General features: G+C 61.9%; 8 protein-coding genes. 6 read left to right on the top strand and 2 right to left on the bottom strand.

Translation table 11 applies throughout. From position 1 onward, the window contains the following. The first annotated feature begins 86 nt into the window (after positions 1-86). The 5 genes from EN861_RS01080 (at position 87) to EN861_RS01060 (ending at position 5,481) form a co-directional block, all read left to right on the top strand. Positions 87-1,040 (top strand): DMT family transporter, encoded by a 954-nt coding sequence (locus EN861_RS01080; protein ID WP_135861898.1) that lies wholly within the window; start codon positions 87-89, stop codon positions 1,038-1,040. 328 nt (positions 1,041-1,368) lie between these two features. Beyond that, positions 1,369-2,466 (top strand): polyamine ABC transporter substrate-binding protein, encoded by a 1,098-nt coding sequence (locus tag EN861_RS01075; RefSeq protein ID WP_135861895.1) that lies wholly within the window; start codon positions 1,369-1,371, stop codon positions 2,464-2,466. Positions 2,467-2,544: 78 nt separating this feature from the next. Continuing rightward, positions 2,545-3,687: an ABC transporter ATP-binding protein gene (locus tag EN861_RS01070; protein WP_127277032.1), complete on the top strand. Its 1,143-nt coding sequence runs from the start codon at positions 2,545-2,547 to the stop codon at positions 3,685-3,687. 10 nt (positions 3,688-3,697) lie between these two features. Next, entirely contained in the window at positions 3,698-4,666 is a 969-nt protein-coding gene (locus tag EN861_RS01065) for an ABC transporter permease subunit (RefSeq protein WP_127870860.1), read from the top strand. After that, positions 4,663-5,481, top strand: a complete 819-nt coding sequence (locus tag EN861_RS01060) for an ABC transporter permease subunit (RefSeq protein ID WP_127277034.1) — start codon at positions 4,663-4,665, stop codon at positions 5,479-5,481. The genes EN861_RS01065 and EN861_RS01060 overlap by 4 nt, the downstream gene beginning before the upstream one ends. Before the next feature lie 150 nt (positions 5,482-5,631). On the opposite strand, the gene EN861_RS01055 is transcribed toward EN861_RS01060, so the two are convergent. Continuing rightward, entirely contained in the window at positions 5,632-7,485 is a 1,854-nt protein-coding gene (locus EN861_RS01055) for an AsmA family protein (RefSeq protein WP_127277036.1), read from the bottom strand. Positions 7,486-7,689: 204 nt separating this feature from the next. Between EN861_RS01055 and EN861_RS01050 the strand changes: the two genes are divergently transcribed. Beyond that, positions 7,690-9,648 carry an acetoacetate--CoA ligase gene (locus EN861_RS01050; protein ID WP_127870861.1) on the top strand — a complete coding sequence of 653 codons (1,959 nt, stop codon included), beginning with the start codon at positions 7,690-7,692 and terminating at the stop codon, positions 9,646-9,648. Positions 9,649-9,950: 302 nt separating this feature from the next. Here EN861_RS01050 and EN861_RS01045 read toward each other — a convergent pair whose 3' ends face one another. Then, positions 9,951-12,059: a catalase gene (locus tag EN861_RS01045; RefSeq protein WP_127870862.1), complete on the bottom strand. Its 2,109-nt coding sequence runs from the start codon at positions 12,057-12,059 to the stop codon at positions 9,951-9,953. Between the last annotated feature and the right edge of the window lie 5 nt (positions 12,060-12,064).

The raw sequence follows: 12,064 nt of genomic DNA, 5'->3' as shown, positions 1-12,064 counted from the left end.
GCCCAAGTCTTTGCGTTACGCGAACAGAGCAGTTTATTGTCGCCCCTTGCGCATCGTCCCGTCCACAAAAGCTCGACAGTCGCGCCATGACAGACACAGCATCATCGCCCGGCCTTGCTACCGCGACAGTCTCGCCGCGCGAGGAACGCGTCGGCATGCTGCTGGTCTTCCTGTCGGCGCTGATGTGGAGTTTCGGCGGCACCATCGCCCGCTTCATCAGCGTTGGCGACAGCTGGACGGTTATCTTCTGGCGCTCAGTCTGGGCTGCCGCCTTCCTGCTCTGCTTCATGGCCTGGCGTGACGGCTGGCGCGGCATGGTGAAGTCGTTCCGGGACATGGGCCTGCCGGGCATTGCGGTGGGATTCTGCTTCGCCATTGCGTCGACCTCGTTCGTCGTGGCGCTTGCCTATACCACAGTCGCCAATATCCTCCTGATGCAGGCTGGCGTGCCGCTCCTGGCGGCCCTGTTTGCCTGGGCGCTGTTTCGCGAAAGAGTAACCGTCGCAACCTGGATGGCGATTGCCGCCGTCATCGCCGGCGTCGCCATCATGGTGTCTGAATCTCTTGACGGCTCCGTCTCGCCCATAGGCGACGGACTGGCGCTGCTGATCGCATTCATGTTCTCGACCGCCACCGTCATCACCCGGCGCTTCTCCAGCGTGCGCATGACGCCGGCGACCTGTCTCGGCACGATCCTGGCCGCGGGCTTCGCTGCCTCGCAGGCCTCGACCTTCACGGTATCGGCCGGCGACATGGGCTTTCTCTTCGTCTTTGGTGTGGTCAATCTCGGCCTTGGCCTTGCTTTCTTCGCCACCGGCGCGCGCCTGATCCCGGCGGCGATCGCGGCACTGCTCGGCACGTTCGAGCCGATCCTGGGGCCGATATGGGTCTGGCTCATCCATTCCGAGGTGCCGTCCGGGCGCACCATCATAGGCGGCGCGGTGGTGGTCACGGCGCTGCTTGTCCATATCGGGCTCGAATTCAAACGCCAGGCGCGGCCGCAGCGGGCTGGGGTCACCGGAGTGCCTTCGCCTAATTGATGCCGGCGCCGAAGCTTTGCCCATTGACAATGTCGCTGCCGCCCGGGCAGGCTGGGACTACGGCAACAACAAGACAGGCGTATCTTGCCAAGTCTCCCCGGCGGCTCGATCGAGACCGGACCACATTCTTGTATCTCTGTCCGCGCGGCGGCGAAAGCTTCTGACGGCACCGCAATTCCTTCCCGCCCCGAACAACCTGGTGGCCGCGGGCGGCGTGCCGGTTGGCGCTTGTCGGCCCCCGGAAAGCTCAATAGTCTGAAGCAAATGCCCGGCCGCGCGAGCATGTCGCGACGCGCCGGCAATGGAACACTCACCAAAGGAGAATAGCATGATCCGCAAAGCGCTCTGGCTTTCGGCAACCTCGGTATTTCTGGCGCTTTCGATGCCAGCCGGTCACGCCGCGGACCGCGTCGTCAACGTCTTCAACTGGTCGGACTATATCGACAGTTCGATCATCGATGATTTCACCAAGAAGACCGGCATCAAGGTCGTTTACGACACCTTCGATTCCAACGAAATCCTCGAAACCAAGCTGCTCGCCGGCGGCAGCGGCTACGACGTCGTCGTGCCGAGCGGCAGTTTCCTCGCCCGCCAAATCCAGGCCGGCGTGTTCCAGAAGCTCGACAAGTCTAAGCTGCCGAACCTCTCCAACATGTGGGATACGGTCACGGAGCGCACCGCCAAATACGACCCCGGCAACGAATACTCGGTCAATTACATGTGGGGCACGGTCGGCATCGGTTACAACACCAAGAAAGTGCAGGCAGCGCTCGGCACCGACAAGATCGACAGCTGGGATACCTTCTTCAATCCGGACAGCCTGGCCAAGTTGAAGGATTGCGGTGTCTATGTGCTGGATTCTCCGTCCGACATCATACCAGCGGCGCTGAAGTATCTCGGTCTGGACCCCAACAGCACCTCGCCTGACGATATCGCCAAGGCCGAGGAAGCTCTTCTCAAGATCCGTCCCTACATCAGGAAGTTCCACTCGTCCGAATACATCAACGCGCTTGCCAATGGCGACATTTGCCTGGCGGTCGGCTGGTCGGGTGATGTGTTCCAGGCTCGCAACCGCGCGGTCGAGGCCAAGCAAGGCGTGGAAATCGGCTATTCCGTGCCGAAGGAAGGCGCCCAGATGTGGTTCGATCAGATGGCGATCCCCGCCGATGCGCCGCATGTCGCCGAGGCGCTCGAATTCATCAACTACATGATGACGCCGGAAGTGATCGCCAAATCGTCGAACTATGTCCTTTATGCCAACGGCAACAAGGCATCGCAGCAATTCGTCGACAAGGCGCTGCTCGACGATCCTTCGGTTTATCCGGACGCCGCGACCTTGCAGAAGCTCTATACCATCCAGCCTTACGATCCCAAGACCCAACGCATCGTCACGCGCAGCTGGACCAAGATCGTCACCGGCCAGTAGGCAATCCGACGCGACCCCGGCAGCCAACTGCCGGGGTCGTTTTCTGTTTTTGGGGAATATAAAAACACGGAGTGGGATATGAAATCGCTTGGCAGCATCCGCAGGGACTTCGCGCCATGGAACGACCCGAACGCCAAGCCATATATCCAGTTTGACAACGTCACCAAGAAGTTCGGTGACTTCACCGCCGTCAACAATCTGTCGCTGACCATTTTCGAGCGCGAGTTCTTCGCCCTGCTTGGCGCCTCGGGTTGCGGAAAGTCGACGCTGCTCAGGATGCTTGCCGGCTTCGAGGAACCGACGGCCGGCCGCATCCTGCTCGATGGCCAGGATCTGCGCGGCATTCCGCCTTATCGCCGGCCGGTCAACATGATGTTCCAGTCCTATGCCCTGTTCCCGCATATGACGGTAGAGAAGAATATCGCCTTCGGCCTCAAGCAGGAAGGCATGGCCAAGCCCGATATCGAAAAGCGCGTCGCCGACATGCTGAAGCTGGTCAAGCTCGAGCGGTTCGCCAAGCGCAAGCCCCATCAGCTCTCCGGCGGCCAGCGCCAGCGCGTCGCGCTTGCTCGCTCGGTCGCCAAGCGACCTAAGGTGCTGCTGCTCGACGAGCCGCTCGGCGCGCTCGACAAGAAACTGCGCGAGGAAACCCAGTTCGAACTGATGGATCTGCAGCAGGAGCTTGGTCTCACCTTCGTCGTCGTCACCCATGACCAGGAAGAGGCGATGACGATGGCCGACCGCATCGCCATCATGGACAAGGGCGAGGTGATGCAGGTGGCGACGCCGCCGGAAGTCTACGAAGCCCCGACGTCGCGCTTCGTCGCCCATTTCGTCGGCAACGTGAACATGTTCGAGGGCAAGGTTGCCGAACAGTCGGCCAACACGACGCGCATCACAGGTCCAAGCGGGGCCCAGATCGTCGTCGAGAATGGTGGCGCGAATGCAAAGGCCGATGCCAATATCGTCTTCGCCATCAGGCCGGAGAAGATCAGGGTCTCGTCGAAGAAGCCGGCCGATGCCGTCAACGCGCTGGAGGGCGAGGTTTACGACATCGCCTATCTCGGCGACATGACGGTCTATCACGTCAGGCTGGACGACGGGCAGATCGTGCGGGCAAGCGCGCTGAACGCGGCCCGTGTGACCGAGGACCCGCTGACCTGGAACGACCGTGCCTGGGTGTCCTTCCGGCCCGACGCCGGCGTCGTGCTGGCGCGGTAGGGGGGCGGTCATGTCCAATGTCGCCGTCGCCGATGCCGCCGCGCCATCGACTGCCGCCGAGCCGTTCCTGATACGGCTGGGTGCCGGCTTCGTCAGCCGGCTCGTCATCATCGTTCCCTATCTCTGGCTGTTGTTCTTCTTTCTCGTCCCCTTCATCATCGTCTTCAAGATCTCGCTGTCGCAGACGGCTATCGCCATGCCGCCCTATACGCCGGTGCTCGATTTCAGCGACGGCGTTTCCGGCTTCTTCGCCGGCTTTCGCGACCTCAACTTCGACAACTATGCCTGGCTGACGCAGGACGCACTCTACTTCAGGGCCTACCTCACCAGCGTCGTCATCGCTGCCGTCTCGACGGTGTTGACCTTGCTGGTTGGCTATCCCATCGCCTATGGCATGGCGCGCGCTCCGGCCACGATCCGCCCGACATTGCTGATGCTGGTCATCCTGCCGTTCTGGACCTCGTTCCTGATCCGCGTCTATGCCTGGATCGGGATCCTGAAGCCCGAGGGCCTGCTCAACCAGCTGCTCCTGGCGCTGCGCATCATCGACCAGCCGCTGGTGATCCTCAACACCTATACGGCAATCTTCATCGGCATCGTTTATTCCTACCTGCCGTTCATGGTGCTACCGCTTTATTCGTCGCTGGAAAAAATGGACTATTCCTTGATCGAGGCAGCCAAGGACCTCGGCTGCCCGCCGACAGCTGCCTTCTGGAAGATCACCTTCCCGCTGTCGCTGCCGGGCGTCATTGCCGGCTGCCTGCTGGTGTTCATCCCGGCCGTCGGCGAGTTCGTCATCCCCGACCTGCTCGGCGGCTCACAGACGCTGATGATCGGCAAGACGCTGTGGAACGAGTTCTTCGCCAATCGTGACTGGCCGGTGTCGTCGGCCGTTGCCGTCATCCTGCTATTGCTGCTGATCGTACCGATCGTGTTGTTCCAGCATGCCCAGGCCCGCGCGCAGGAGCAGGACAAATGAACACCACCTGGAGCCGCTTCAACATCACCTCGATCACGCTTGGTTTTGCCTTTCTCTATTTGCCGATCGTGCTGCTCGTCGTCTTCTCCTTCAACGAGTCCAAGCTCGTCACCGTCTGGGGCGGCTTCTCGACCAAATGGTACGTGTCGCTGTTCCACAATCAGGGCCTTATGGACGCCGCATGGGTGACCATCCGCGTCGGTCTGATTTCAGCGACCGTGGCCACGGTTCTCGGCACCATGGGCGCCTTGGCGCTGACCCGCTACACACGCTTCCGGGGCAGGGTCCTGTTCTCGGGCATGATCTTCGCACCATTGGTCATGCCTGATGTCATTACCGGCCTGTCGCTGCTCCTGCTGTTTGTCGCCATCGGCATGGATCGCGGCATGACGACCGTGATCCTCGCGCATATCACCTTCACAATGTGCTTTGTCGCGGTCGTCGTGCAGTCGCGGCTTGTCAGCTTCGATCGTTCGCTGGAGGAAGCCGCCATGGATCTTGGCGCGCCGCCGGTGAAGACCTTCTTCCAGATCACGCTGCCGGTCATCCTGCCGGCGATCGTGTCCGGCTGGATGCTGGCCTTCACGCTGTCACTGGACGACCTGGTCATCGCCAGCTTTGCTTCGGGCCCTGGCGCCACCACGCTGCCGATGAAGATCTACAGCCAGGTCCGTCTCGGCGTGACGCCGGAGATCAATGCCGCCTGCACCATCCTGATCGCGATCGTCACGGTTGGCGTGATCATCGCTTCGGTCGCCAACAAGCGACGCGAGGTGCAGCGGCAGCTTGACGAGCGGGCCGCGCAACGCGGGTAGAGCAATTCCAGGAAAAGTGCCTAGCGGTTTTCCCGGGAGAAGCGCGTAGCGCTTCCCCTTGGGAATTGCATAGAAACAAGAAGTTAGAGCGGATCGGCGATTCTATCAAACGCTGAACCTCTCTAGGAGCGGCGCTTCAGGAGCAATGCCTTATTCGCCCGAAACGCCACGGCTGATGGGTGAAATGAACGGCGTGCTCCACGTTCCGCCGACGAAAAACGACGACTGGTTGGGGCCTTGCTGGCCAGTTTTTTGCGTTGCAGGCTGATCCGGCTGGATAACACCGCCCGACAGTGCCAGTCCGCGTCCTGCGTAGGATGCGATGCCGGAAAGCCAGATCTTGTATTTCGCCGAATTGGCCTCTGCCTTGTCGAGTCTCGCCACACCTCTCGAAATGGTTGCCTTCACTTCGGCGCCATCGATGGGCAGCGTCCCGTCCGAGACGTCGTCGAGCGCGAAGAAGCCGCCTTGTTCGGTATGCTTGAGAAACGCCGGCAGGTTGAACTTGCTGAGCGCGCCAGGGCCGAAGGTCGCCGAGACCGAGCCGTCGGCGTTTTCGAAGATCGAATCCCAGGTCCTTCCCGGTCCCTTGAGGATGACCGAAACGGTGCCCGTGCCAACCGGCACCAGCCGGGTCATCCCGGCCGCGGTACCGAACGCGCCGCCATCGACGTCGGAGGCCAGTAGCCGGATCTCGACCTGGGTGCCTTCGGGTTTGCGGTCGAAGCGAAGGCTGGTCTGGACGTTGCCGCCAAAAGCCGAGGCGTCGGAGATATCGAAGACGGAAAGACCGTCCTTGACCTGGGCGGTGGCCGCGACATCGGCAAGCTGGATGCTTCCCGCCGTGGCATGGGCCGCCGACAACCTGAGATCGAGGTTGACCCGGTCGGCGAAACTCGTGTCGACCTGGCCCGGCTCGGCGCTGGTCGCCGGTCCCAGTGGCGTGAAGGCGGACAGGAACGACCTGAGGTCGAGCGTGTCGAAGGCAAGCGTGCCCGAAATCACCGGCTGCGTCTCGCCGAGCGACACGTCCAGCGCGCCCATGCCCGGGTTATTGTCCAGCGCCAGCGCCGTGTTCTCGAATTTGATGCGGCCGGCCGACGCCGTGACCTTGCTCGAAATGCTGACCGAGCCGATTGCCGCGCTCGGCGCGATGCCGGCCTGCGACCATTCCAGTACGCGGCGCAGCGATGGGGCCGCGAATTTCACCTGGCCGTCGAAATAGGCGTTTTCGGACATGCTGGCGGTGCCGTCGAAGGAGAAGGTGGCGGGCGCTGCCTTGAAGGACAGGGTGAGCGGCGCCGTGCCCCCGGCAAACAGCACCAGCGGTCTCGGCGAGGCGGCATCCACCGTCACGCTTTCGCCGCGCCAGATCCCGGTCGCGGACAGTGTCGCATTGCTGTTCATCGCCGCCCAGGTGGCCTGGCCGCTAAGACTGCTCAGGATCTCCACATCCTTGCCGTTGACGGACGCCACCATGCGGCCATCCCTGAACTCGACGGTGCCGAAAGTGTCGGCTGGCAGCTTGTCGAGATCGGGCTTGGCGGGGTCGGCATTGACCACGCCGCGAGCCGCGTCGATGGAGCGCGCGATGCGCCCGCCCGTCGGCGCCGTGGGCAGGAACAGGCCATCCGCCGTGCGCTGCACCCGGATTGTCGGCCGCACCAGCCGTGCCGTGGAAAACGCCACATCGCCCTGCAATGCCGCCATGGCCGAGAGGTCAACCTCGACCCTTTCGGCTTCGACGACCGGCGGGGCATCGCCGTCGGTCCACTTCGACAGTGTCACATCGGTCAGGATCGCGCGGAATTTCGGCCAGACCTCGATGCGCGGCGACCCTTCGATGGCAACTCGAAAGCCGCTCCAGGCGCTTAACTCCCACGCGATGCGGTCACGCACGATCCGCGTCGAGGCGATCAGCGGCAGGGCCGCGACCACCAGCGCGATGACGATGGCGGCAACGCCGATCGCCCACACTCCGCGGCGGATCAAGGATGATGGCATATAGCCCCGTATGCTTCCATTCCGATAAAAACCGATCGTCCGACGGGTGTAACCCTGTCGTCACTACGACTTAGGGCTGACGCATTTCAAGTCTTTATGGCCCAGCGATGGCATTTGCGCACACCTGGGCGCATCGGCCCAACAAAATCTTGCTCTGCTGCGCTGCGATATGCATAAGCGATGGCGACCGTGGGAGGATCGATCATGGCTGGCGAAGTACCGCTCTGGACCCCGACGCAAGACCAGATTGATGCCTCCCCCTTGACCGCCTTCATGAAGGCCGCGGCAACGACTACCGGCAGTCCGTTCTCGTCCTATACCGATCTTCATCGCTGGTCGGTCGAGAACCGGGAGGCGTTCTGGGATCTCGTCTGGGATTTCTGCGGACTTGAAGGCGACAAGGGCGAGCGACTGCTACTTGATGGCGGCAAGATGCCCGGCGCTTCGTTCTTCCCGGACGCGTCGCTGAATTTCGCCGAAAACCTTCTGAAGAAGACCGGTGCCGGCGAAGCAATCGTCTTTCGCGGCGAGGACAAGGTCGAGAGGCGGCTGTCGTGGAACGAATTGCATGGCCTGGTTTCGCGCCTGCAGCAGCTTTTCCTGTCGCTTAAGGTGAAGAAGGGTGACCGTATCGCGGCAATGATGCCCAACATGCCCGAAGCCGTCGCCGCCATGCTGGCCGCGGCCTCGATCGGGGCGGTGTGGTCATCCTGTTCTCCTGATTTCGGCGAGCAGGGTGTGCTCGACCGGTTCGGCCAGATCGAGCCTGTCGTCTTCATCGCGCCGGACGGCTATTGGTACAATGGCAAGGCGATCGAGGTCGCCGACAAGGTCAAGGCGGTCGCGGCCAGGCTCGGCAGCGTCCGCAAGGTTCTGCTCGTCGACTATCTCGGCACATCCGCGGATGTTGCCGATACCATCGACAAGGCCGTGGCGATGGAAGAGGCGCTGTCGCCCTTCGCCGTCAAACCAGTCACCTTCGAGCGGCTGCCGTTTTCGCATCCGCTCTACATCCTGTTTTCGTCCGGCACCACCGGCATTCCCAAATGCATCGTCCATTCGGCCGGCGGCACGCTGATCCAGCATGCCAAGGAACACCGGCTGCATGCCGGCCTCGGTGATGGCGACCGCTTCTTCTACTTCACCACCTGCGGCTGGATGATGTGGAACTGGCTGGTATCGGGTCTTGCCTCCGGCGCCACGCTGCTGCTCTACGACGGTTCACCCTTCTATCCCGACGGTAATGTGCTGTTCGACCTCGCCGATGCCGAGAAGATGACCTTCTTCGGCACTTCGGCCAAGTTCATCGATTCGGTGCGCAAGGCCGGTCTCAAGCCGATCCGCAGCCATGATCTGTCGACGGTGCGCGCCATCTCCTCCACCGGATCGCCGCTTTCGCCCGAGGATTTCCGCTTCGTCTATGACGGCATCAAGAAGGATGTGCACCTGGCCTCGGTGTCCGGTGGCACCGATATCGTCTCGTGCTTCGTGCTCGGCGTGCCGATCGAGCCGGTCTGGACAGGAGAGATCCAGGGGCCGGGCCTCGGCCTCGCCGTCGACGTCTGGGATGATGACGGCAAGCCGGTCAGGCAGGCGAAGGGCGAACTGGTTTGCACCAAGGCTTTCCCGTCCATGCCGATCGGCTTCTGGAACGATCCCGACGGCAAGAAATACCAAGCCGCCTATTTCGAGCGTTTCGACAATGTCTGGTGCCATGGCGATTTCGCCGAATGGACCGGTCATGGCGGCATGGTCATCCACGGCCGCTCGGACGCGACGCTCAATCCAGGTGGCGTGCGCATCGGCACGGCGGAAATCTACAACCAGGTCGAGCAGATGCCCGAAATCCTGGAGGCGCTGTGCATCGGCCAGGATTTCGACAATGACGTGCGCGTCGTGCTGTTCGTGCGGCTGGCCGCTGGTGTCCAATTCGACGAGGATCTGGAAAAACGCATCCGCGCCAAGATCCGCACCGGCGCCAGCCCGCGCCATGTTCCGGCCCGGATCGTCGCCGTGTCGGACATCCCCCGCACCAAGTCGGGCAAGATCACCGAGCTTGCGGTGCGCGATGTCGTGCACGGCCGCGCCATCAAGAACAAGGAAGCGCTCGCCAACCCGGAAGCGCTGGAGCTATTCAGGAACCTGCCGCAACTTGCGCAGTGACCGCAACCGGCATGGTTAACGAAATATGTCGCGCGAATTTACCTAGATTTCACGAGTGGTACACATTCGTAAATTTTTTGGCGACCCGGTAAGGACTTGTTAAGGGCCGGCGTCGATAGTCGCATGTAACTTGAGGGAGAAATCCCGTTCCTCAGCCCCCGAGGAGCTGAATTCAGCTCAAGCCCCCGTTGTGACAGCAATCCCATCTCTTAAGGCGTCCTTTGGGCGCCTTTTCTTTTACCGGAGCAGTCTCTTCCCAAGGCTTCGTCGGTGCACTCGGCTCGCAGAAGGGCGCAGGCTGATCACAGTTTTACAGCCATTTCCCGCCCCCAGAGACGGAGTTTGCGGCATGATTCCACAAAGCCGGCAACAGCTTTGGGGTCGGTCAGGTCAATCATGCCCTCATCGGCCTTCGGGTCGACGCCCGCTTTCTGCAGCAGCGGCACAGAAGCGGCCGTGAAGGCGATGAACTTGCAGTGGGCGAATGCGTCGGCGACGAAGTCGCGCGCCGCTGCCTCGCCGGTCAGCCGTTGCGCCCCCTCGTCCGACAGGACGAGGGCGACGGCGTCGAACAGGACGGAGGGACCGCCGTCGATCATATGCCGGGCCTCGATCCAGCTTCCATCGCTGGCCTCGACGCCACCGACCTTGGGGGCGACCACTTCCATGGTGGCTCCCTCCTTCTCGACCGCCGATTGCAGCCGCTTCAGAAGCGCGGCATCCGCGCCCGCGCTGACAAGCACGCCGACCTTGCGGCCCGCGAAACTTTCCGGTCCGTTCTGGATGATGCTGAGCGCCGGCGACGGTGCGAGATCGTTCCTCGGCACGATTGCGGCGTCCGCCGGTCTGGGCAATTCCTTGATGCCCAGCCTGTCGGCAACGGTTACGGCAAGTCCTTCGTCGATATTCATGAGATGGGCGACCATTCGCTCGCGTATGACCGGTGTCTCGACCTTGCTCAGCTCGAAGGTCAGAGCCATCGCTATGTGCCGCTGCTCGGGCGGGGTCTGGCTGTTGAAGAACTGCCGCGCCTGGCTGTAATGGTCCGCGAAACTCTCGGCGCGCAGGCGTAGTTTTTGTCCGGCTTCGGCGTCGGCGAAGGAACGAAAGCCGCGCTGAGGCGATTCCCTCGGGCCTTCATCGAATGAATTTGGCTGGTAGTTTGTCCTGCCCACAGGATTGCGCATGGCCATATGCCCATCCTGCTGGAAGTGGTTGAACGGGCACTTCGGCGCGTTGATGGGGATGTGCGTGAAGTTCGGGCCGCCCAGGCGCTTCAACTGCGTGTCGAGATACGAGAAGTTCCGGCCCTGCAGCAAAGGATCGTTGGAAAAGTCGACCCCAGGCGGGACGTTCTGCGTCATGAACGCCACCTGCTCGGTTTCGGCGAAGAAATTGTCGGGCATGCGGTCGAGCACCAGGCGGCCGACCGGGATCGGCTCGAGCACCTCTTCCGGAATTAACTTGGTCGCATCCAGGACATCGAAATCGAAGCTGTCGGCGAAATCCTGGTCGAAGAGCTGAACCCTGAGTTCCCATTCCGGGAAATTGCCGGATTGGATGGCCTGCCAGAGGTCGCGGCGATGGAAGTCCGGGTCGGCACCGTTGATTTTCACCGCCTCGTTCCAGGCCACCGACTGCAGGCCGAATTTCGGCTTCCAGTGAAATTTGACGAATGTCGATTCGTCCTTGGCGTTCAAAAACCGGAACGTGTGCACCCCAAACCCTTCCATGAAGCGGAAGGAACGCGGGATCGCGCGGTCCGACATGACCCACATGATCATATGCATGGACTCTGGCGTCAGCGAGATGAAATCCCAGAAATTGTCGTGTGCGGACTGGGCCTGTGGAAACGCCCGGTCGGGCTCTTCCTTGACGGCATGCACCATGTCCGGAAACTTGATCGCGTCCTGGATGAAGAAAACCGGTATATTGTTGCCGACAATGTCCCAGTTTCCTTCCTTCGTATAAAGCTTCACCGCGAAGCCGCGGACGTCGCGCGCCAGATCGAATGAGCCCTTCGACCCGGCAACCGTCGAGAACCGGACGAAGGCTGGCGTCTTCTCGCGGGCGCGCTGGAAAATGTCGGCCCGGGTGTATTTGGCGAGCGAGTCATAGGTCTCGAAATAGCCATGCGCTCCGTAGCCGCGCGCGTGCACGACCCGCTCGGGTATGCGTTCATGGTCGAAGTGGAAAATCTTTTCGCGAAAGTGGAAATCCTCGAGGACCGTCGGTCCTCGCGGTCCGATCTTCAGCGAGTTCTGATCGTCCGAGACCGGTCCGCCCTGGGCCGTGGTCAATACCGCGCCGTCGCTTTCGGCGCGCTGGTGCAATTCACCGCCATCACCTCTCGTCAAGGTCTGATCGTGAATAGCGGCGGTGTTGCCGTTGCGGCGTGGTGCCTTGGCCATTTAGC

It is taken from the genome of Mesorhizobium sp. M8A.F.Ca.ET.218.01.1.1 (assembly GCF_004791165.1).
In the GTDB taxonomy this organism is placed as follows: domain Bacteria; phylum Pseudomonadota; class Alphaproteobacteria; order Rhizobiales; family Rhizobiaceae; genus Mesorhizobium.
Note: the sequence above shows the minus strand (reverse complement) of the source record. Positions and strands in the feature narration are given on the sequence as shown.

What these genes read in the sequence shown, in the direction of transcription:
- EN861_RS01080 (WP_135861898.1), top strand. Translation starts at nt 87, where the DNA reads ATGACAGACACAGCATCATCGCCCGGCCTTGCTACCGCGACAGTCTCG.
- EN861_RS01075 (WP_135861895.1), top strand. Translation starts at nt 1,369, where the DNA reads ATGATCCGCAAAGCGCTCTGGCTTTCGGCAACCTCGGTATTTCTGGCG.
- EN861_RS01070 (WP_127277032.1), top strand. Translation starts at nt 2,545, where the DNA reads ATGAAATCGCTTGGCAGCATCCGCAGGGACTTCGCGCCATGGAACGAC.
- EN861_RS01065 (WP_127870860.1), top strand. Translation starts at nt 3,698, where the DNA reads ATGTCCAATGTCGCCGTCGCCGATGCCGCCGCGCCATCGACTGCCGCC.
- EN861_RS01060 (WP_127277034.1), top strand. Translation starts at nt 4,663, where the DNA reads ATGAACACCACCTGGAGCCGCTTCAACATCACCTCGATCACGCTTGGT.
- EN861_RS01055 (WP_127277036.1), bottom strand. Translation starts at nt 7,485, where the DNA reads ATGCCATCATCCTTGATCCGCCGCGGAGTGTGGGCGATCGGCGTTGCC.
- EN861_RS01050 (WP_127870861.1), top strand. Translation starts at nt 7,690, where the DNA reads ATGGCTGGCGAAGTACCGCTCTGGACCCCGACGCAAGACCAGATTGAT.
- EN861_RS01045 (WP_127870862.1), bottom strand. Translation starts at nt 12,059, where the DNA reads ATGGCCAAGGCACCACGCCGCAACGGCAACACCGCCGCTATTCACGAT.